Origin of the sequence: Brevibacillus brevis NBRC 100599 (genome assembly GCF_000010165.1) — a bacterium.
Lineage (GTDB): Bacteria > Bacillota > Bacilli > Brevibacillales > Brevibacillaceae > Brevibacillus > Brevibacillus brevis_D.
On record NC_012491.1, the window covers coordinates 2,480,458 to 2,501,418 of the forward strand.

The following is a 20,961-nucleotide window of genomic DNA, read 5'->3' on the forward strand; positions in this document are numbered from 1 at the left end:
TGCGGGTGTCAAACAATCAACCAGTGAAACGAGTCAATCGGCAAACCTGGCACTTTGATCAAAATGTTCGTCTGCAAAGCTCGGCAGTTGCTGTGGGACCAAAAGAAGGCGAAGGACCACTGGCGCACTTGTTTGATAAAATTCACGACGATATGTATGCAGGCCAACAGACATGGGAAGACGCCGAACGCCAGATGATGGAGGATGCAGTCAATACCCTGTTGCAAAAGGCGAGCATCACAGGCAAGGATGTGGATCTCATTCTCGCTGGCGACCTGTTGAATCAGAACATCACGACCAACTTTACAGCAGAAAAGTTGGCGATGCCTCTACTCGGCATGTACGGAGCGTGCTCAACCTCGATGCTCACACTGGCAAATGCGGCGGCTCTGGTAAACGCAGGCTATGCAAATAAGGCGATCGCTGCTTGCAGTAGCCACAATGCCACAGCGGAGAGGCAGTATCGTTATCCCACGGAATACGGAGGACAGAAGCCCCCAAGTGCCCAGTGGACGGTGACAGGAGCAGGTGCAGGATTGGTTGGAATCGGGGGAAATGGTCCACGCATTACATATGCGACGATGGGAAAAGTAGTGGACATGGGGATTAAAGATCCGTTCGACATGGGGACGGCCATGGCTCCAGCTGCTGCATCAACGATACAGACACATTTTGAAGATACGGGGCGCTCCCCACAATCCTATGACTTGATTGTGACTGGCGACTTGGCTGCTGTCGGGTACCCGATTCTAAAGGAGCTCATGTTAACCGAAGGCTATGATATGGATCAAGTCTACAATGATTGTGGGTTGATGATTTACTCCCCAGATCAGGATGTATTTTCAGGTGGGAGCGGTTGCGCAAGCAGTGCCGTGGTCACGTATAGCTACATTATTGATCAGCTAAACCGTGGTTTACTGAAAAATGTATTGGTTTGCGCCACGGGAGCACTTTTAAGCCCGGTAAGCACTCAGCAGGGAAATTCGATACCGTGCATCGCACATGCGGTTGCGCTTGAAGGAGGCAGCTAATGGAATACCTGATTGCTTTTGTCGTAGGGGGATTGGTTTGTGTAGTGGGTCAACTCCTTCTTGATGTTGGCAAGCTAACGCCTGCTCATGTCATGAGTACGCTGGTCGTGGCAGGAGTCTTTCTCGATTTTATCGGCGTGTATGACAAATTTATTGATTTCGCAGGCGCAGGTGCGACTGTACCGATCACGAGCTTTGGTCACTCTTTGTATCATGGAGCCATCAGCGAGGCCGAACAACATGGATTGATCGGTGTAGCAACAGGGATTTTTGAGGTTACGAGTGCGGGTATATCGGCTGCGATCGCATTCGGATTTTTTGCTTCTCTCATTTTTAAACCCAAAGGGTAAGTCTAGGCAGTAAAAGGCGGTGACCCAGCATGGACCCAGTACGCCGGAAAGTCATATTGGTGACAGACGGTGATCATATTGCCCAAAAGGTTATCGAGAATGTCGCCAAACAATTTGGTGGTCGATGTATCTCACTGTCTGCCGGGAATCCGACTCCACTGCGAGGGAATCAGATGGTCGAACTGATTAAGATGACACCTTATGATCCTGTTATCGTCATGTTCGATGACAACGGAGATTACGGCAAGGGGAGAGGGGAACAAGCACTCGAATACGTAGTGAAGCATCCTGATATTGAAGTAATTGGTGCGATTGCAGTAGCCTCGAATACACAATGGGTCAAAGGTGCGACGGTCGCTTATTCCGTCAATAACCAAGGACAAATTGTAGACGAAGCGGTGGACAAGGACGGGTACGCAGACGAGCAACTTCAGCATCATATTTATGGAGATACCGTAGACATCTTGAATTCGCTGCATGTACCCAATGTCATCGGGATTGGAGATATCGGCAAAATGGAGGGGAGGGACAGCTTGCAAAACGGTTGCCCCATCACGAAGAGAGCGGTGCAATGGATAATGGAAAGGAGCGGCGCTCATGGCACAGGTCACTGAAAAACGTCATCCCATCTCGCCTTATCTGGAAGAGAATCAGAAGTATTTGAACGACAGACTTGGTGTCGGAAAGAGTTTTGATATTGGTGTCCATGATTTTTATGTGGGTCATACACGCATGTTGTTGTATTACATAAACGGCTTCGCGGAAAGCCTACTGATTTCGCAGATCATGCGTGAGCTGAATGATGTACGTGAGCGGGATATGGCTGACAACGCTTTCGACCATTTGTTTCACAAATTCATCCCTTTCTACCAACTGAGTAAGGTAGATACGACTGACGAGTTTATGGATAAATTGCTCGTTGGTCAAGTAGGTCTGATCATTGACCGATCTTCCCACGCCATTATCCTCGATGCCAAAATCCTGCCAAATCGCACACCGCAGGAGCCAGATACGGAGAGGATCGTACGCGGAGCGCATGACGGTTTTACAGAAGTACTCGTAACCAATACGTCTCTTACCCGCCGAAGAATACGTGACGAACGGCTCCGATTCGAAATCATGCAGATTGGGGAGCGTACCAAAACAGATGTTGCGGTTGCCTACTTGCACGATGTAGCGAATGAAGAGCTCGTCCATACGTTGAAGGAGCGTCTACAAAACATCCAGATTGACGGGATCCCGATGGCAGAAAAAACCGTCGAAGAATTTATCATAGGAAAAACGTTGAACCCTTTTCCATTAGTCCGATATACAGAACGTCCCGATGTGGCTGCTGTACATCTATTGGAAGGTCACGTACTGATTTATGTGGATACTTCGCCAAGTGTCATGATCACACCCGCCACCTATTTTCATCATGTCCAGCATGCGGAGGAATATCGGCAAACACCGGTAATCGGTGCTTATCTGCGCTGGGTTCGTTTTCTGGGAATCTTTGCATCGGTTTTTATATTACCGATCTGGTTGCTTTTGGTCATGCACCCTTCCATGATACCGGAGCCGCTTCATTTCTTAGGGATCAAAAAGATGGGCAGCATTCCTATTTTGGCACAATTCGTGATCGCTGAGCTTGGTCTGGACTTGATGCGGATGGCCGCCATTCATACGCCTGCGCCACTCTCGATTGCCGTAGGTTTATTGGCCGCGATTCTGGTCGGGGACGTGGCGATCAAGGTAGGACTCCTAGCACCCGAGGTTATTTTGTATTTGGCAGTGGCGGCAATCGGGATGTACTCGACTCCCAGCTATGAGCTGAGCTTGGCAAATCGACTTATTCGCTTGTTTTTGATACTTATGGTAGGCTTTTTCTCTACGCCTGGACTGATGATCGGGATTACGCTCATCCTGATTTTCTTGGCTTCCACTCGTTCGCTCAATACGCCTTACTTATGGCCATTCATTCCATTCAACTACAAAGGGATGAAAGATATTGTGGTACGGCTGGCTGTGCCGAGCAAAAACAACAGGCCGAGTATCGTTCGCTCGCAAAATTCCTCTCGGCAATAATATTCTGAAAACGGATGGGATCACCCATTGTCAAACGCACAACCTTGTAGTAAATTGTAGGGAAGCCTTACGAACAATAGTTTCTGTATGGCAACTGACGCTCCTTGTTGGTTGCCTTTCTTTATAAAAAGTTGTCTATATACATCATCGGTGCGAACGAATTGGGGAGGAAACGGAACATGTACTTACACGGGACAAGTCGAGTGAATGAACAAGGAAACTTGGAAATCGGAGGCTGTGATTCGACACAGCTAGCTGCTACTTACGGAACACCTTTATATGTGTATGACGAACAACAAATTCGCACCAAATGCCGGGAATTTGTCAATGCGTTTCACAATACGGGTTTTTCGTTCCAGGTTGCTTACGCGAGCAAAGCATTTTGCACGATGGCGATGTGCAAGCTGGTTGAAGAGGAAGGTTTGTCACTCGATGTAGTATCTGGCGGCGAATTGTATACGGCCCTGCAAGCTGGATTCCCCGTAGAGCGTATCCATTTTCACGGCAACAACAAATCTTATGATGAGTTAATCATGGCGCTTGATGCCAAAATTGGCTGTTTCGTTGTGGACAACTTTTATGAGCTGCACATGCTGGCACAATTGGCCGAAGAGCGAAACGAAAAAGTCGCCATTCTCTTGCGTGTCACGCCTGGTGTAGAAGCTCATACCCATGAATACATTTCTACAGGGCAAATTGACTCCAAGTTTGGCTTTGATGTGCAAAACGGTCAGGCTCTTGAGGCGATTCAATTCTCTCACGAAAGCAATCATCTCCATTTATTAGGAGTTCATAGCCATATTGGTTCACAAATATTTGAAACAGAAGGCTTCCTCGTCGCTGTCAAACGGTTGACAGAGCTGTTGGGCGAAGCAAAAGAAAAGCTGGGATTCCTCCCAGAAGTACTGAATGTAGGAGGCGGCTTCGGTATTCGGTATGTAGAAGGCGATACACCGCAGCCAGCGGAAACGTATATCAAAGCCATTACAGATATCGTTCGCCAAGAACTCACGGCGCTTGCGATTCCTCTACCTGAGATTTGGATCGAACCAGGTCGCAGTATTATAGGCGATGCAGGGACAACCTTGTACCGAATTGGGTCACATAAGAACATTCCCAATGTCCGGAAATATATTGCGGTCGATGGTGGGATGACAGACAATCTGCGACCAGCTTTGTACGATGCAGAATACGAAGCAGCGATTGCGAACAAAATGAATGCACCTGCCACTGAAGTTGTATCCATTGCGGGCAAGTGCTGTGAATCAGGTGATATGCTCATCTGGGATGTGAAGCTGCCAGAAGCGCAAGCAGGCGATATTCTCGCCGTCCCAAGTACAGGTGCATACGGTTATTCGATGGCGAACAACTACAACCGGATCGCTCGTCCGGCAGTTATATTTGTAAAGGACGGAGAAGCAGAAGTAGTCGTAAGACGCGAAACGTACGCAGAAGTAGTCGGTAATGATGTTTTGCCAAAACGCGCACAGCTTCTGCGTTAAATTTCATAAAAAATGCACAGACCTTCCTGATTGTTTGGGAAGGTTTTGTATTTCCTTCATCTCTCATTCATGATTGCTTAATGTTTTCTCGGCATAATGGAAGGGTGAGGGGGAGCGATTCATCATGTTGTCGACTCTTATGAAGCGGTTTCGACGAATACCCTATATTTCATTGGACAAACGCCAATGGATGAAGGCGATGATTCGGCAAGAAGTGGAGAGAGAGAAGAAGGTCGTCATGTTTTATATAGATATCGTCAAGCTGACAGAGGTAGAGAATCGCTACGGAGATACGAGTGCCAAGAGAGTTCTTCATATATTCGAAAGCATTTTGCCAGCTGTAGCTCGCCAAGCATTTGAAATCAAAGGGAGAATCATCGCAATTCAAAAGCTGTGGGGAGACGATTTTGCCATCTACACTTCCTTTTCGAAAATGATGAGTGAGGAAGACTGTCAAATGCTATCGATTCATTTTCAGGAGCTGGCTGAACGGCAGTTAAATCGACAAGTGAGCTTCGTCAATCGCGAGGAGCTTCGTGTCCATATCGGCTACTCGGAAATCATCGGAGAAGATATCGTGAAAGAGATGTATACCTCTGTCAAACATGCCGTACATATGGCCAAGTATGGGATTACCTCCGAAAAATATGCGCACATTAGACAATTTCACAAGCTGCTTGCAGAAGAAAACGTTCAGATGCACTTCATGCCGATCATTCATTTGCCAAACGGCGAAGCTTTGGGATGGGAAGCACTGGCGCGAGGACCAGTCAACAGTCTCTTTGCAACTCCGGCTGCCTTGTTCAATTATGCACAAGAGACAGATACTTTGTTTCGCTTGGAGCATATATGTCGCAAACGGGCATTGGAGCATATCCGCTACCTGAAGCCTCATGAAAAACTGTTCATCAATTTGGACCCACGTGCGATTGACGATCCGTTTTTGTTGCGTGGCAAAGTGCAGTTGCTTTTGGCAGAGTATGAGCTGACACCACAAAACATTGTGTTTGAAATTACAGAGCGCCACGCGATTACGAATTACGCTGCCTTTCGAAAAATCATCGAGGAATACCGCAAGCAGGGCTATATGATTGCCGTAGATGATGCAGGAGCAGGGTACTCCAGCTTGGAATCGATTACAGAAATCTACCCAGACTTTATCAAGCTCGACATGTCCTTGATCCGCAATGTCGATGTCGATCCGATTAAGCAGGCGTTGTTGGAAACGTTTGTATCCTTTGCTGACAAGGTGAACTGCAAAATCATAGCAGAAGGGATCGAGACAGAACGTGAACTGGAAACGCTCATGGACGTCGGTGTCATCTACGGACAGGGTTACTATTTAGGCAAGCCGGATAAAGGGATGGCGCAGCTATGTGGAAAGGCAATGAACTTTCTGCGGTTTACGATGGAAAAGCGGGTTGAGCAGGAAGCATCAATACTGCCCACTCCGGCTATGACGGAAATCTTGACGAAGACAATCAGTGTTGAAAAGCATGTGAAAGTAAGACGTATCCATGAGATTTTCGAACAAAATCAGCGAATTGAAAGTGTGGTTGTGCTGGAGAACGACATACCAGTCGGGCTTGTGATGCGGTTTTCTCTGTATAAAATTCTCGGTGGTCAATACGGAATTGCACTGTATTATGAAAGGCCCGTTTCTCAAATCATGAATACCAATCCGCTAAAGGCTAGCAAAGACGACAAGTTGGATGAGGTAGCGAAGCGGGCAATGGCCAGAGATGCGTATCATTTGTATGATGTGGTCATTATTATTGATGAAAATGGTGAGTACATCGGTATCGTAACCGTGCAAAAGCTGTTGGACAAAATGGCTTCCATCAAACTCGAGATGGCGAGCTCAGCCAATCCGCTAACAGGATTGCCGGGGAACGTACAGATTGAAAGAGAATTGAACCAACGGCTAAAACGGAATGATCATCAGGTGGTCATCTACTGTGATCTCGACCGTTTCAAATGGTTTAATGACCGCTACGGGTTTGAAGTGGGAGATCAGATCATTGTTCGAACCGCGAACTTGTTGCGGGAAGCCTCGAAATGGTACGGAAGTGGGTCTGACTTCATCGGTCATATTGGCGGAGATGATTTTATCTTGATTACGACAGCGCAATGTGCCAATGATGTTGCTTTGTTTATCATGGATGCTTTTACGCCATACTTTTCGGACATTTATGAAAAGCGCAGAATGGGGGACGGTCAGGAGCTCTCGATGTCGATGGCAGGTGTCGTCCTTTACGTGGGGAAGTACATCAATGCAGAACAAATTGCAGAGAAGGCAGCGTACGTGAAAATGGTCGCAAAAGCGAAGGCGGGGACCGTTTTTATTACCGATTGTGAGTTGCCTGGCGAAGAGCAGATCCGCATCGAGGGATAAATTGGACGCCAATCGATCTCCATGGTAGAATGGGTACGTTAACTTTACAAGGTATGGAGGTCAACATATGAAAAAGGCGCTCATCACCATGGAAAATGGTAACCAAATCGAGCTGGAGCTGTTCGATCAAGAAGCTCCGGGCACAGTTGCAAACTTTGAGAAATTGATCAACGAAGGCTTCTACAACGGTCTGTCCTTCCACCGCGTTATCCCTGGCTTCGTAGCACAAGGCGGATGCCCATACGGAACAGGTACAGGCGGTCCTGGTTACACAATCAAATGTGAAACAAATGGAAACCCACACAAGCATCTGCGCGGTTACCTGTCCATGGCACACGCAGGAAAAGACACAGGCGGAAGCCAATTCTTCATCTTGTATGATGCTTTCCCTCATCTCGATGGCGTACATACGGTATTTGGTCGCGTCACTTCCGGTATGGAACACGTTGATGCAATCAAACAAGGCGATAAAATGGGTACAGTTAAAGTAGGCGAATAAAAGTTTCGTGAAATGAACACCGATGAGGGAAACCTTGTCGGTGTTTTTTCGTCAGGATGCATGTTAGGGCAGTTTTGAATGGGGTTGTAAGCCTATCTATCTGCTGGTATGCTAGAAGATAGACGATTTTTATCTGGGGTTGTTCAAAAAGATGACTTTTTGAACGCGCATGATTGGAGGAAGCAATGGATCTTTTTCACTTTGATTGGAAAACGGTACCGTTTCGCTTAATTGCGTTCGTTATCGCTTTCACTTTGCATGAATGGGCGCATGCCTTTGTTGCTTGGAAGCTGGGTGACAATACGGCGAAATCGGAGGGCCGCTTAACATTAAATCCAATCCCGCATATTGATCCATTTGGTTTGATTCTCATTCTGTTTGGTCCATTTGGTTGGGCGAAGCCGGTGCCGATCAATCCACTTCATTTTCGTGGGAACAAGCGATTAGGGATTGTTTACGTTTCGGTGGCAGGTCCGATTATCAACCTGATACTATCGATCTTATTCTGCGTCGTGTACATTCTTGTACGCTATTCTGGAATGTTGGTAGGAATGAATGAGAAAGCAGCCTTCGCCATTCAGGTAACGCTTGAATTTAGTATCATTATCAATGCTGCACTCTTCGTCTTTAACCTTTTGCCGATCCCACCATTGGATGGCTACAAAATTTTACGCTTCTTGTCTCCTCGCAGTTGGGATTCGAAGTACTATAATTATGAGGTATACGGACCGTGGATCTTGCTCTTACTGATTTTCATTCCAGGTGTCAGCTCTACTATTTTTGGGATTCCGCTTGCTATTGTTAGCACCTGGATTCAACAGATTGCAGTGAACATCCTAAGCGTGTTCATCTAACGGAAACGAGGGACGACTTTTGGCTTACAGCATCAAACTTGATTCCTTTGAGGGACCACTCGATCTGTTGCTCCATCTGATCGACAAGGCTGAGGTGGACATCTACGACATACCGGTAGCGGAAATTACGGAGCAATACCTCGCGACGATTGACAAGATGCAAGAGCTCCAACTGGATGTGGCCAGTGAGTTCGTAGTCATGGCGGCTACGCTCCTCTCTATTAAAAGCAAGATGCTGTTACCGAAAAAGGAGGAGCATGTCTTTCAGCAGTTCCTCGATATGGATGTAGACGAGATAGACCCGCGTGAAGAACTGGTTGCGCGTCTGTTGGAGTACAAGCGCTATAAGATGCTCGCCGAGAACCTGAGAGAAATGGAAATCGGTCGTAATCAAGTCTTTACGCGTCCCGCAGAGAATTTGTCTCCTTATGTGCGTGAAGAGGATCATACCGTAACAAATGTGACCCTCTACGATTTGATCAACGCGTTGGAAAAGCTGGTAAAGAAAACGAAAGAAAAAGAACCGATGACCACGGTGTCACGCGACGAAATCTCGATCAAGGATCGGATGACCGAGATACGCCAAGCGGTACGCAGCGGTGGGATGGTTCGCTTTTCTGAGTTGTTTACGCAAGGTGCGACGCGTACAGAGATTGTGACGACCTTTCTCGCCTTGCTTGAGCTGATGAAGGCCAAGCACATTACCTGTGTACAAAATCAATTGTTTCAAGACATCATCATATGTGAAAACGGAACGGAAGGAGCCCATACTGATGGACTATGACAAGCTGAAAGGCGTAATCGAGGGCTTGCTGTTCATCTCGGGTGATGAAGGAATCGATGCTAAAGAAATCAGTGAAATCACTGAGGTGACGGAAGAAGAGGTCATCGATTTGATCGAAGACATGAAAGCTGACTTCCGCCGGGCAGGACGCGGTATTCAAATCGTGGAAGTGGCAAAAGCGTATCAGCTGACCACGCTGCCCGAGCATGTACCCTATTTTGAACGGCTAGCAACATCGCCAGGTCAGTCAACGCTATCCCAAGCAGCATTGGAGACTCTCGCCATTGTTGCGTACAAGCAGCCACTGACCCGTTCGGAGATTGAAGAAATCCGTGGCGTTAAATGCGAAAAAGCACTGAACACCCTCTTATCTAAACAACTCATTCGCGAAGCGGGGAGAGCAGAGGGAATCGGACGCCCCATTTTGTACGCGACCACCAAAGAATTTTTGGAGCATTTTGGTCTACGGGAACTGGGGGATTTGCCAGAACCGCCTGTCAATCTTGATATTGAAGAAGCGCGTCTAGAAGCATCAGCGCTATTCGGAAAAGCAGAAGAAGCGACAAACGACTAGTTACAGCCCGGACAGTTTTTCGTACTATCATACGACTCGTCCCCATATACTATGGTACAAACCTGTGTATCGTGGTATAACGACGGCTTTTCTCTTGTCTTATAGACAAGGTTGAGTCCAAGTTTTCAAATGGGGAGGACGTTTATGAACATACGAAAATATCTGTCCGGCGTACTCGTCGTTTTTCTTTTTATACAGATGGTTCTTACGCCGGCAGCAGTGGTAAAGGCTGCTGCAGCTCCACCTGGCTTGTCAGCAGAAGGGGCAGCACTAATCGATGTCGAGAGTGGACGGATTCTTTATTCCAAAAACGGTACGAAAAAAATGAGGATTGCGAGTCTGACCAAAACGATGACAGCAATCGTAGCAATCGAGATGGGCAAATTGGATGCACAGGTAACGGTACCACCACAAGCGGTAGGGGTGGAAGGGTCATCGATCTACTTGAAAAATGGGGAGAAGCTCACGCTGGAAGAACTGCTGTACGGTTTGATGCTGCGATCTGGCAATGACGCGGCCGTCACCATCGCAATGCACATTGGAGGGTCAGTGCCCGGATTCACTTACTTGATGAATGAAAAGGCGGCCATGATTGGAATGGAGTATACGAATTTCACCAATCCGCATGGTTTAGATGACAGTAACCAGCATTACTCTACTCCGGAAGACATGGCAAAGCTGTCCGCCTACGCCTTACATAATCCGGTATTTCGTCAAATCGTCTCCACGAAAGTCAAGGATATTTCATGGGAAGGCGAACAGTGGGACCGGCGCCTGCTGAACAAAAACAAGATGCTTCACCTCTACAACGGTGCTGATGGTGTGAAAACGGGATACACAAAGCTCGCGAAGCGCTGTCTGGCTTCCTCTGCCACACGGAATGGAAGGCAGTTGGCGACGATTACTCTAAATGCTTCTGATGACTGGAACGACTCGGCCAAGCTGATGGACTGGGGTTTTGCGAATTATCCGCTACAAGAACTGGTCAAAAATGGGCAGGAAGTAAAGCCTGACACGCCAGTCACACTTGAAGCAGGAACTCATCTTGTCACAACAAACGCTTTTCAGTATCCACTGCAAACGGCAGAGATAGAGGCGATTCACAAGCGTGTCGTTATGGGAGAATCAACGGTAACATCAAAAATGAATGGTCAACTAGCGGGATTTCTTCAACTTTATTTAAAGGAAAAGAGGATTGGGCAGGTTCCGTTGCTGGTTCGTGTGGATACGCCGACGTTAGCAGCTCCGCAAGCTTCACGCTCAATGTGGGAGCAGTTTTGGGGAATAGTGTCAGGGGGGCTGTGGAGTGCTTAATGTCATCTGGCTCGGGCTCATTGTCATTAGCATTGTTGTAGCGGCCGTGACAGGGCGGATGGAAGCGATCAACGCAGCAGCGTTTGAGGGAGCCAAGACGGGCGTAACGGTTTGTCTCGGACTTCTCAGTGTTCTCGCCTTTTGGATGGGAATGATGCGGATTGCTGAAAAGTCAGGACTCCTTGAGCTATTGGCGCGGGTATTGTCTCCGATCATCCAAGTCCTTTTTCCCGATGTACCAAAAGGGCATCCTGCCATGGGCTATATCCTCTCAAATATGAGCGCAAACCTGCTCGGGCTTGGAAATGCAGCAACTCCAATGGGGCTAAAAGCAATGGAAGAGCTCCAAAAGCTAAATCCAGATAAGCAAAACGCTTCGCCTGCCATGTGTACGCTGCTGGCGATTAATACGGCAAGCATTACGATTATTCCTACGACGATGATCGCGATCCGCATGCAGTATGGCTCCGTGAACCCCGTAGAAATCGTAGGTACTACGCTGTTATCTTCCTTTGCTGCCACCATTGTCGCCCTGTTGATTGATCGAATGTATCGTTATCGGCATATACGAAGACACAGATAGGGGGAGTCCTTATGTACCAATGGGTATCCCTGCTCTCTCTTTGGGCCATTCCCGTTACGATTGCCTTTGTCTTGTTGTATGGGTGGCGGAAACAAGTCCCCGTCTACGAGACGTTTGTAGATGGAGCAAAAGGCGGCTTAACCACTACGATTCGCATACTCCCGCACCTGATTGCCATGATGGTCGCGGTGAGTATGTTTCGGGAGTCAGGAGCATTGGATCTACTGCTTCGCGCCCTTAAGCCGCTTCTTGATCTGCTTCATTTTCCGGAAGAACTGGTCCCGTTGGCGCTGCTCCGTCCATTGACGGGTACAGGCTCACTTGCGATTGCAACAGATCTGATCGCGCAGTACGGTCCCGATTCTTTTTTGGGTAGACTGGCTGCTACTATGCAAGGGAGTACAGATACGACACTGTACGTCCTAACCGTTTATTTTGGCGCAGTTGGCATTCGTAATTCTGCGTATGCACTAAAGGTAGGCTTGTGGTCGGACCTGGCAGGTGTCATCTTCTCGCTGCTCATTGTCTCCTACATTTTCGCTTAAAAGAGCTCAAATAGAGTAGGCATGGAAAACTTCCTCTTCGTTATGGGGAAGTTTTTCCCTTTTTCTTGTCCACACTAGTAAGAATGGGTATGATGTTGTAGAGGTGAACCAACGATGGAACGTTTACAGAAAGTATTGGCGCATGCTGGAGTCGCCTCTCGTCGCCATTGTGAAGAATTGATTGCGCAAGGCAAGGTGCAGGTAAATGGCCAAGTTGTACGAGAGCAAGGAATAAAAGTCGATCCGCTCAAGGACAAAATTGTGGTGAATGGTCAGCAGGTTAAACTGGAGCAACATGTCTATCTCTTGCTGTACAAGCCTACGGGTGTCATAACGAGCGTCACAGACCCGCAAGGCAGAAGGGTAGTGATCGATCTGTTGAAGGGAATTCAAGAACGGGTATATCCAGTAGGTCGCTTGGATTACGATACTTCCGGCTTGCTGCTCTTGACGAACGACGGGGAGCTTGCCAATAGACTGGCCCATCCAAGCTATGAAATCGATAAAGTGTATCGGGCATGGGTAAAGGGAATCCCCAGTCCGGAAAAAGTGCGCAAGCTGGCAACCGGCATTCGTTTGGAAGACGGTATGACTTCTCCCGGTCAGTCAAAATTGTTAAAGGCAGAGTCTAGCAGCCAGCGGGCATTGGTAGAACTGACCATACATGAAGGTCGAAACCGCCAAGTTCGCAGAATGTGTGAGGCGATCGGTCATCCGGTGTTAACATTGGAGCGAATCCGTTTAGGGTTTCTCACATTAGATGGACTAAAGCCGGGCGAATTTCGCAAGCTCACTCATGAGGAAGTGGAGAGCTTGAAGCGGGGATTGGTTCAAAAGAAACGCAGCCCGCGTTCGAAACATTGATTCGTTCAAAATCTGTTCATAAGTTGTGCGCTGTCGGAAAAACTAGGAACGCTATAATAGAATGGAAAAAGGATGCAATTTATTAGCAGTAGATGGGAGTAGGCGTCATGAACAAAAGCAATCGTACATATGTCAGGATCGCGGTATTGGGTGTTTTGCTTGTAGCGCTGGTCTTTGCACTTTATTCCAGCTTTGTGAAGGACCCCGGTGCTGTAAAAGTAGGAAGCGATGCTCCGAATTTTAGTTTGGAACAATTGAATGGGCCAGAGCTGACTCTGGAAAGTTTGAAAGGAAAGGGCGTTATCCTGAATTTCTGGGGCACATGGTGTGAACCCTGTAAGAAAGAAATGCCAGCATTGCAAAAACAATACACGAAATTCAAAGACAAGGGATTGGTTGTACTTGGCGTCAATATCGGAGAATCGCCAGTTGCCGTAGACCCATTTGTAAAGCAGTTCGGGATTGACTTCCCTATTTTGCTCGATCGCCAATCGGAAATTACAAAGCTGTATCGAATCGGTCCGATTCCGACGACCTTTTTCATCGATCCAGATGGAGAAGTGAAGGAAGTTTTCATCGGGCAGTTAGATGAAGCGATGATTGAGTCGAAAATAACAAAAATCTTGCCGTAAGTGAGGAGCAATGATGGATCAGCGAAAATGCGAATGCGGTCATACCAACCCGGTTGGGACGCTGCTCTGTGAGTCTTGCGGGAAGCCTTTGAATGTTGAAGTCCACGAGCAGACATCGTTTCCTGACATGCGTTATGAAGGAATGGCAAGACGTTCTCAAACGAATAACACGAAGGTAATCGATCGAGTCTGGAACTTTTTTTCTTCGGTCAAAATTGCAATCGGTATCATTATTGTCATTTTGGTGGCGTCCGCAGTTGGAACCATCTTTCCGCAGCAAATGTACATACCAGTACCCGTACCGACAGAAGCAGATGTTGCCCGCTTTTATACAGAAACATATGGAACGATTGGAACGATTTTTTACGGCCTTGGATTTCACAATATGTACTCGTCCTGGTGGTTTGTGACGCTTTTGGTTATGCTCGGTACCGCTTTGGTTATCTGTAGTTTGGACCGGGTAGTACCGCTGTATAAAGCGTTAAACAAGCCGAGATTGAACCAGCACAAGTCCTTTTTGAAAGGGCAAAAGCTGTTTGCAGAGGGTGAGCTTGCTCCAGAAGCCAATCACGAAGCGATACTGGACGCCTCTGCTCTGGCATTGAAAGAAAAAGGATACCGCATTTTTCGCACAGAACGAGCGATTATGGCTGAAAAAGGCCGTTTTAGCCGTTGGGGTCCTTACATTAATCACATTGGATTGATTTTGTTTTTGGTCGGTACCTTAATGCGAAGCCTGCCTGGCTTTTACTTGGACGAGTACGTCTGGGTGCGTGAGGGACAAACAATGGCGATTCCGAATACCCCTTATTACATAAAAAACGAGAACTACACGACAGAGTATTGGTCAGAAGAAGAAATGCCGGAGCAACTGGAGCTTAAGGGCGGAGCCATCGTGAAGAGCTACCAGACAGATGCCATTTTGTATGAAAATAAAAGCGCTGACGTTCCAGGGAAAAAGCCGGATTTGGTAGAAGTGCAGAAGGGGCCGATCGTCGTGAATCATCCGATGGAGCAGGACAGCCTCTACATTTATCAGAGCGGCGTGCAAGAGATGCAGCTTGGAGCGCTCAATTTTACAGTGGTCGATTTGAAAAACAATAAAAAAGAGGTCGGCCTTATCAAAATTGATCTGTACAATCCACAGCCCGAACAAACCATTGCAGATGGGTTCACGGTACGGATTTTGGATTACTTCCCCGATTTTATAATGGGGAAAGATGGGAAGCCTGCGACGAAAACCAATTTGCCAAAAAATCCGATGGTCGCATTGGAGCTCATTGGAGACAATGGCAATTATAATGAAAAATTGGTTTATCTAGAAGGAACCATTCTTACGCAGAAAAATGATCCTCGTTACGGACTCGATATCAAAATGCCTGATTTGGTCGATATTGCAGGGCTGAATGTACGGGTGGACAAAGCATTGCCACTGATTTATTTCGGTTCGTTCATTTTCCTTGCGGGCGTTGCAATCGGTGTGTTCTGGCAACATCGCCGGGTTTGGGTACAAACGCAAGAGGGAAGTATCATGGTAGCGGCTCATACGAATAAAAACTGGTTCGGTCTTCGTAGGGAAGTAGACGGGCTGGTTAAACAAGCGGAGCTCCCTGTCACGATAGAAGATAAAACGAAGGCCAAGGCCTAAAGCTTCAAAGGGGGTACTAACAACGTGCAGCTCATCCAACTGAGTGACTGGTTATTGGATATCGCGTTTTTGCTTTACGTGATCTCGTCTATCTTCTTCGCTGTAGCCGTGACGGGAAAAAACTGGGCAGGGCGTGATCCCAAACAACATGAAGGGCGCTATGGACGGATTGCGTATTGGTTAGCCGTTATCGGTTTTGTAGCGCAAACAGGGTATGTGGCTGCTCGCTGGATTGCCGGCGGCCATAGCCCGACGAGTAACATGTTTGAGTTTATGGCATTCTTGGATTACTGTATTATCTTGGCCTACTTAATTATTTACCGGATTTACAAGCTGACCTCGATTGGTGCGTTTGTCCTTCCGCTTGGGGTCATCATGCTCGCGTATTCGTACGTGTTCCCGAAGCAAATCACCCCATTGATTCCGTCTTTGCAGAGTTACTGGTTGCATATTCACGTGACTACCGCTGCACTGGGTGAAGGTATTTTGGCGGTTGGTTTTGCAGCGGGTCTCATGTATTTGATCCGTACCGTTCCGCAGCATATTTCCACCAAAAGCACGAAATGGCTGGAGATCGTGCTGGCTGTGGTTCTGATGCTCGTTGGATTCATTTTGATGGATTCTACGTTTGCGCGGATGGATCAAAAGACAGTATTTGAGATGAAGAAAGAAGAAATGAATGCAGTGGGTCAGAAGGTAAAACCAAAAGTGGAGTACATTCTGCCTGCAATTGTTGCGCCTGCTGATTCAACCATCATCAAGGAAGGCCCAATGTCACCACTCTTTGAGGCGCCTACCTGGATGGAAGGAAAAGACGCCGCACGCAAATTGAACACGATGCTGTGGTCAGTCCTGACAGGGGCAATTTTGTATGGCGGCTTGCGTTTAATTTTCCGAAAACGATTAGGGGCTGCTATCAAGCCTTCAGTTGAGGGCGTCGATCCGGAGCTTCTGGACGAAATCAGTTATCGAGCAATCAGTATCGGATATCCGGTGTTTACTCTCGGGGCCCTTATCTTTGCGATGATTTGGGCAGAAGAGGCATGGGGACGATTCTGGGGGTGGGACCCGAAGGAAGTATGGGCATTAGTTGTCTGGCTCTTCTACAGTGCCTACCTGCACTTGCGTCTATCCAGAGGATGGATCGGTGCAAAATCAGCATGGATGTCCGTCATCGGCTTTGTCATTATTTTGATTACACTGGTCGTGGTCAATCTGGTCATTGCTGGTCTGCACTCTTACGCTGGGGTGTAGAAATTCCTCGAAAAGCTGGTTTTACCACCAGCTTTTTGGACTATCTTCTAACAGTTTTACGATAATATGAGAGCAAGAGGTGTTCCAGATGGAGAAAATGGCACGTATTCTCGTTGTAGACGATGAAGAGCGCATTCGCAGACTTCTGAAAATGTACTTGGAAAGAGAAAACTTCCTGATTGATGAAGCAGATAATGGAGAGCAAGCTGTCGAAATGGCTGTGGGAAGTGACTATGATATCATTTTGCTCGACTTGATGCTGCCAGGTATGGACGGGATCGAGGTATGCCAGCGTGTTCGTGAATTCAAGGCAACCCCTATTATTATGCTGACGGCAAAAGGGGAAGAAACGAACCGCGTTCACGGGTTTGAGGCAGGGGTAGACGATTATGTCGTGAAACCGTTCAGCCCACGTGAGGTCATGTACCGGGTAAAAGCGATTCTTCGTCGTTCTTCGGCAACAGCGTATTTGAAGACAGAGACATTCAACAGTCATTCTGTTCTTGTTTTCCCGGAATTGACCATTGACCACGATGCACACAAAGTCATCGCAAGTGGCCAAGAGGTGAGCCTGACCCCAAAAGAATATGAGCTGCTGCACTACCTGGCATTGTCGCCGGATAAAGTGTTTACGCGTGAAGAACTGTTGAAAGATGTGTGGCACTATGAATTCTTTGGCGATTTGCGTACGGTGGACACGCATATCAAGCGTCTCCGCGAAAAATTGAACCGTGTCTCTCCACAAGCAGCCAATATGATCGCCACGGTTTGGGGCGTCGGATACAAGCTAGAGGTGCCAAAGTAAAGTGGACGTTATTTTTCGCAGTGTAGTCGGAAAGCTATGGATGACGATTATTGCTTTATTTGCTCTCGTCTTGACGATCTTCAGTTTGTTGCTCGTTCAATCCTTTGACAGCTTTTATAGCAATCGGCAGTCCAAGAATTTGCATGATCTGGCAGATGGTATCGCAGTCGGTTTGGCGCAAAGTCCAGATATGACAGCCGCTATGGAGATGGCTTCCAGGTTTGGCTTGGTCCATCATACGGGCATGGTCATTCTAGATGAAAAAGGAAAGCAAGTCAGTATGAGCGAAGGGGCTGGGCTTCCTCGTATTCCAATAAACCTTTTGCTCCAAAATCCTGCATTGGGTTTGACTGATGCGCTGGCAGGCAAGCATCCAGCAACCAAAACGATATATATTGATGTGAATAAATCCGCTGACCGTACAAATAACAAGCATGAACTTCTTGCGGTTGCTGTTCCTTTAGAAATGGGAGCAGGGAAAACGGGCGCAGTGGTCATGTATCAGGCGATTGAAGATTTTGATGATACGGTTAGGGAAGTCAGATTTTTAATCTTTGTGGTTGGCGTCATCGGATTTGTCTCTACCACTGTATTCGCCTTTTTCCTCTCATCGCGTATTGCGACTCCATTACGTCAGATGAAAGAAACGGCGCATCGCATTGCGGAAGGAGACTTTCATGCTGAAATCCCGATCAGGACCCAAGACGAGACTGGTGAACTGGCGGCGTCGTTTAACACGATGGCAAGCAAGCTCAATCAGTTAGTCGATGCACTGTCCAAAGAGAAGGAGCAGCTGGCGAGCGTTCTTAGAAGCATGGTAGATGGTGTTGTGATGATAGATGCGAACGGTAAGCTGGCCGTAACGAATCCGCCAGCGGAACGATTTTTGCGAGATTGGGATTTCGAGCATTCGGATGAGCCTGTGCCGCTGTTCCCGTTCTATCAGCAGGTTTTGCAAACCGGACAGGAAGTGACAGAGGATATCCCTGTTCAAGGGCGGATATGGTCTGTTGTCATGGTACCTTTGAACGATAAGGATCAAATCCGTGGAGCGGTTGCTGTTCTTCGAGACATCACGCAGGAGCGTAAGCTGGATAAGATGCGTAATGATTTCGTGGCAAACGTATCCCATGAGCTGCGAACACCTCTATCCATGTTGCAAGGGTACAGTGAAGCGATTGTGGATGATATCGTTGCGACACCGGAAGAGCATAAGGAATTGGCGCAGATTATCTATGATGAGTCAGCGCGTATGACCAAGCTGGTGAATGAATTGCTTAGCCTGGCACGGATGGAAGCGGGGCATGTTGAATTGTTCCAGGAGACGATGGAGCTGCGCCCATATTTGGAGCGCATTCAACGTAAATTCACCAATCTGGCGAGAGAACGCGAAATCCATCTCTTCCTTGAAATATCGACGACGCATACCCATGTGCTCATTGATCCTGATCGTATGGAGCAAGTGCTAACGAACTTGATCGATAATGCGCTGCGACATACGCCAAGTGGGGGAAGCGTCACCATTCGGGCTCGCGGGGATAAAACATTGCTGGTTGAGATCAGCGATACAGGCAGTGGCATCCCACAAGAAGATTTGCCGTTTGTTTTTGAGCGATTCTATAAAGCTGACAAGGCTCGTACACGTGGACGACTTGGTGGGACTGGTCTTGGACTAGCCATTGCGAAAAACCTAGTCGAAGCACATGGGGGCACCATTAATGTGCAAAGTAAACTGGGTGAGGGAACGACTTTTACAATCGCCTTGATGCTGCATAAAAACAAATAGGAGTGTAGAGAGAAATGATCAAAACGATCTTATTTGATGTTGACGGGGTTATGTTGAGTGAAGAGCGATACTTTGATGCTTCTGCATTGACAGTGTGGGAATTTTTGTACAGCCCACAGTATGTAGGGCTTGCAGGCGAGGAATTCACAGCTTCTCCAGAAGAAGCGCAAATCAGACGAGTGCGCGAGCAAGTTTTCGCTCACGATGAAGTGCTAAACTTTATCAAGTCACGTGGAATCAACTCCAACTGGGACATGGTTTTCCTCGCGTTTTCCTATCAGTTGATTCGTTTGATTGAAGTGGTTAAAACGCAAGTTCCAGAAGCAACGAGCCTTCTTGTCGAACAAATTGATCGACCGCAACTGGCAAAAGTGAAAGAGTGGGCTGCCACTTATGCGCCTGATTTCCAAGTAGACTACGCAGCGTTCACCGCTGATTTTGCCAAAGGTTCTGCACAAAAAGCAGAAATGCTGCTCTACTTGAACCAGATTGCAAAAGAGCGTTGCGGTATTGCAACAGAAATGTTCTCTCGCAATAGTGATCTATGGCAGTTGATTCAAAAGACATTTCAAGAATGGTATCTCGGTGACGAACGTGTGGCGGCATCGATTGGGCGTGAGACCATGCAGCCAGGCAAGAAGGGCTTCTTGGCAGACGAGATTCCGATTGTACCACCTGCAGAAATGGTCGAGTTGTTCCGCACGTTAAAAGAAAAAGGATACACACTGGGAATTGGAACAGGGCGTCCTACCATTGAGACGCATGTTCCCCTCAGTGAGATGAACATACTGGAATGGTTTGACCCGAACCGTGTCGTAACTGCCTCTCACGTACTCGATGCGGAAGAAGCATTTCCTAGCTTTGCGCCGATGTCCAAGCCACACCCTTATTGCTATGTAAAAGGGTTGCTCGGACTCGATGCACCGATTAGCGATGCTGTCCATTTTTCACTACCAATCGAAAATGGAGAAGAGGTGCTGATCGTCGGCGATTCACTCGCTGATTTTCTAGCGGCTCGCTCAATCGGTTGCAAGTTTGCAGCGACATTGACTGGACTGTCTGGTCAAGATGCGCGCAGCAAGTTTGAAGAGGAAAAAGCAGATTTTATTCTCGATGATGTGCGCGATATCCTTTCCATTCTGTAGATAAAAAAACTCCGCCGTATGTAGAAACGGCGGAGTTTTTTTATTCCCAACTAATCGATTGCAAGCATTTGAAGCGAAAGGCATGAATCAAAAAGGATTCAATCATGTTGAGACGGACGATTACTTCGAAGGAACCATCCTCTCGTGAAAAAAACAGGACATCTGTATAGTCTTTGTTCCCTTCAAAATAACGACGAACTTCTTTGACACGAGCTCGCATGGACTCAGATTTTACGACAATATGGTAGGTAGCATCTTGCTGTGAAATTTGTTCCTTGATCTCGATTTCCTCTTGATTATAGGTGTAATGGAACAAGAGTGATTCCTCC

At 47.4% G+C, this 20,961-nt stretch carries 21 protein-coding genes; 20 read left to right on the forward strand and 1 reads right to left on the reverse strand.

Going from position 1 to position 20,961, the window contains the following annotated elements; genetic code table 11:
* The first annotated feature begins 5 nt into the window (after positions 1–5).
* From spoVAD to BBR47_RS12355, 20 genes are all read left to right on the forward strand, one after another.
* Positions 6–1,031, forward strand: a complete 1,026-nt coding sequence (gene spoVAD, locus BBR47_RS12260) for a stage V sporulation protein AD (protein ID WP_041749385.1) — start codon at positions 6–8, stop codon at positions 1,029–1,031.
* A complete protein-coding gene (gene spoVAE / locus BBR47_RS12265; RefSeq protein ID WP_007724093.1) occupies positions 1,031–1,381 on the forward strand; it encodes a stage V sporulation protein AE in 351 nt (116 codons plus the stop codon). Before spoVAD ends, spoVAE begins: the two co-directional genes overlap by 1 nt.
* Positions 1,382–1,410: 29 nt before the next feature.
* On the forward strand, positions 1,411–1,995 hold the full coding sequence (locus tag BBR47_RS12270; protein ID WP_012686091.1) for a stage V sporulation protein AE: 585 nt from the start codon (positions 1,411–1,413) through the stop codon (positions 1,993–1,995).
* On the forward strand, positions 1,979–3,448 hold the full coding sequence (locus BBR47_RS12275) for a spore germination protein (RefSeq protein ID WP_012686092.1): 1,470 nt from the start codon (positions 1,979–1,981) through the stop codon (positions 3,446–3,448). Before BBR47_RS12270 ends, BBR47_RS12275 begins: the two co-directional genes overlap by 17 nt.
* 179 nt (positions 3,449–3,627) lie before the next feature.
* The gene (lysA, locus tag BBR47_RS12280) at positions 3,628–4,950 is read left to right on the forward strand and encodes a diaminopimelate decarboxylase (protein WP_012686093.1); all 1,323 of its coding nucleotides are present in this window, start codon (positions 3,628–3,630) and stop codon (positions 4,948–4,950) included.
* A gap of 124 nt (positions 4,951–5,074) precedes the next feature.
* Positions 5,075–7,345 (forward strand): GGDEF domain-containing protein, encoded by a 2,271-nt coding sequence (locus tag BBR47_RS12285; RefSeq protein ID WP_012686094.1) that lies wholly within the window; start codon positions 5,075–5,077, stop codon positions 7,343–7,345.
* Positions 7,346–7,412: 67 nt separating this feature from the next.
* Positions 7,413–7,844 carry a peptidylprolyl isomerase gene (locus BBR47_RS12290; RefSeq protein ID WP_012686095.1) on the forward strand — a complete coding sequence of 144 codons (432 nt, stop codon included), beginning with the start codon at positions 7,413–7,415 and terminating at the stop codon, positions 7,842–7,844.
* A gap of 185 nt (positions 7,845–8,029) precedes the next feature.
* On the forward strand, positions 8,030–8,698 hold the full coding sequence (locus tag BBR47_RS12295; RefSeq protein WP_012686096.1) for a site-2 protease family protein: 669 nt from the start codon (positions 8,030–8,032) through the stop codon (positions 8,696–8,698).
* A 19-nt stretch (positions 8,699–8,717) separates the two neighbouring features.
* Positions 8,718–9,482, forward strand: a complete 765-nt coding sequence (locus BBR47_RS12300; protein ID WP_012686097.1) for a segregation/condensation protein A — start codon at positions 8,718–8,720, stop codon at positions 9,480–9,482.
* Positions 9,472–10,056, forward strand: a complete 585-nt coding sequence (gene scpB, locus BBR47_RS12305) for an SMC-Scp complex subunit ScpB (protein ID WP_012686098.1) — start codon at positions 9,472–9,474, stop codon at positions 10,054–10,056. The genes BBR47_RS12300 and scpB overlap by 11 nt, the downstream gene beginning before the upstream one ends.
* Before the next feature lie 144 nt (positions 10,057–10,200).
* Entirely contained in the window at positions 10,201–11,370 is a 1,170-nt protein-coding gene (locus tag BBR47_RS12310; RefSeq protein WP_012686099.1) for a D-alanyl-D-alanine carboxypeptidase family protein, read from the forward strand.
* Complete coding sequence (locus BBR47_RS12315) at positions 11,363–11,953, forward strand: nucleoside recognition domain-containing protein (protein WP_012686100.1); 591 nt, start codon at positions 11,363–11,365, stop codon at positions 11,951–11,953. The genes BBR47_RS12310 and BBR47_RS12315 overlap by 8 nt, the downstream gene beginning before the upstream one ends.
* A gap of 11 nt (positions 11,954–11,964) precedes the next feature.
* Positions 11,965–12,498 (forward strand): spore maturation protein, encoded by a 534-nt coding sequence (locus tag BBR47_RS12320; RefSeq protein ID WP_007724050.1) that lies wholly within the window; start codon positions 11,965–11,967, stop codon positions 12,496–12,498.
* Between the two features lie 114 nt (positions 12,499–12,612).
* Positions 12,613–13,362, forward strand: coding sequence for a pseudouridine synthase (locus BBR47_RS12325; protein WP_012686101.1), 750 nt, complete (start codon positions 12,613–12,615; stop codon positions 13,360–13,362).
* 107 nt (positions 13,363–13,469) lie between these two features.
* Entirely contained in the window at positions 13,470–13,994 is a 525-nt protein-coding gene (gene resA, locus BBR47_RS12330; RefSeq protein ID WP_012686102.1) for a thiol-disulfide oxidoreductase ResA, read from the forward strand.
* A gap of 13 nt (positions 13,995–14,007) precedes the next feature.
* Positions 14,008–15,642: a cytochrome c biogenesis protein ResB gene (gene resB, locus BBR47_RS12335; RefSeq protein ID WP_012686103.1), complete on the forward strand. Its 1,635-nt coding sequence runs from the start codon at positions 14,008–14,010 to the stop codon at positions 15,640–15,642.
* A 24-nt stretch (positions 15,643–15,666) separates the two neighbouring features.
* Entirely contained in the window at positions 15,667–16,896 is a 1,230-nt protein-coding gene (ccsB, locus tag BBR47_RS12340) for a c-type cytochrome biogenesis protein CcsB (protein WP_012686104.1), read from the forward strand.
* 88 nt (positions 16,897–16,984) lie between these two features.
* Complete coding sequence (locus BBR47_RS12345) at positions 16,985–17,701, forward strand: response regulator transcription factor (RefSeq protein WP_012686105.1); 717 nt, start codon at positions 16,985–16,987, stop codon at positions 17,699–17,701.
* Position 17,702: 1 nt separating this feature from the next.
* Positions 17,703–19,487 carry an ATP-binding protein gene (locus tag BBR47_RS12350; RefSeq protein WP_012686106.1) on the forward strand — a complete coding sequence of 595 codons (1,785 nt, stop codon included), beginning with the start codon at positions 17,703–17,705 and terminating at the stop codon, positions 19,485–19,487.
* 14 nt (positions 19,488–19,501) lie between these two features.
* Entirely contained in the window at positions 19,502–20,632 is a 1,131-nt protein-coding gene (locus BBR47_RS12355) for an HAD family hydrolase (protein WP_012686107.1), read from the forward strand.
* Positions 20,633–20,672: 40 nt separating this feature from the next.
* On the opposite strand, the gene BBR47_RS12360 is transcribed toward BBR47_RS12355, so the two are convergent.
* Positions 20,673–20,948: a hypothetical protein gene (locus BBR47_RS12360; RefSeq protein ID WP_041749386.1), complete on the reverse strand. Its 276-nt coding sequence runs from the start codon at positions 20,946–20,948 to the stop codon at positions 20,673–20,675.
* Positions 20,949–20,961 lie beyond the last annotated feature (13 nt).

What these genes read in the sequence shown, in the direction of transcription:
- spoVAE (WP_007724093.1), top strand. Translation starts at nt 1,031, where the DNA reads ATGGAATACCTGATTGCTTTTGTCGTAGGGGGATTGGTTTGTGTAGTG.
- BBR47_RS12270 (WP_012686091.1), top strand. Translation starts at nt 1,411, where the DNA reads ATGGACCCAGTACGCCGGAAAGTCATATTGGTGACAGACGGTGATCAT.
- BBR47_RS12275 (WP_012686092.1), top strand. Translation starts at nt 1,979, where the DNA reads ATGGCACAGGTCACTGAAAAACGTCATCCCATCTCGCCTTATCTGGAA.
- lysA (WP_012686093.1), top strand. Translation starts at nt 3,628, where the DNA reads ATGTACTTACACGGGACAAGTCGAGTGAATGAACAAGGAAACTTGGAA.
- BBR47_RS12285 (WP_012686094.1), top strand. Translation starts at nt 5,075, where the DNA reads ATGTTGTCGACTCTTATGAAGCGGTTTCGACGAATACCCTATATTTCA.
- BBR47_RS12290 (WP_012686095.1), top strand. Translation starts at nt 7,413, where the DNA reads ATGAAAAAGGCGCTCATCACCATGGAAAATGGTAACCAAATCGAGCTG.
- BBR47_RS12295 (WP_012686096.1), top strand. Translation starts at nt 8,030, where the DNA reads ATGGATCTTTTTCACTTTGATTGGAAAACGGTACCGTTTCGCTTAATT.
- scpB (WP_012686098.1), top strand. Translation starts at nt 9,472, where the DNA reads ATGGACTATGACAAGCTGAAAGGCGTAATCGAGGGCTTGCTGTTCATC.
- BBR47_RS12310 (WP_012686099.1), top strand. Translation starts at nt 10,201, where the DNA reads ATGAACATACGAAAATATCTGTCCGGCGTACTCGTCGTTTTTCTTTTT.
- BBR47_RS12320 (WP_007724050.1), top strand. Translation starts at nt 11,965, where the DNA reads ATGTACCAATGGGTATCCCTGCTCTCTCTTTGGGCCATTCCCGTTACG.
- BBR47_RS12325 (WP_012686101.1), top strand. Translation starts at nt 12,613, where the DNA reads ATGGAACGTTTACAGAAAGTATTGGCGCATGCTGGAGTCGCCTCTCGT.
- resA (WP_012686102.1), top strand. Translation starts at nt 13,470, where the DNA reads ATGAACAAAAGCAATCGTACATATGTCAGGATCGCGGTATTGGGTGTT.
- resB (WP_012686103.1), top strand. Translation starts at nt 14,008, where the DNA reads ATGGATCAGCGAAAATGCGAATGCGGTCATACCAACCCGGTTGGGACG.
- BBR47_RS12345 (WP_012686105.1), top strand. Translation starts at nt 16,985, where the DNA reads ATGGAGAAAATGGCACGTATTCTCGTTGTAGACGATGAAGAGCGCATT.
- BBR47_RS12355 (WP_012686107.1), top strand. Translation starts at nt 19,502, where the DNA reads ATGATCAAAACGATCTTATTTGATGTTGACGGGGTTATGTTGAGTGAA.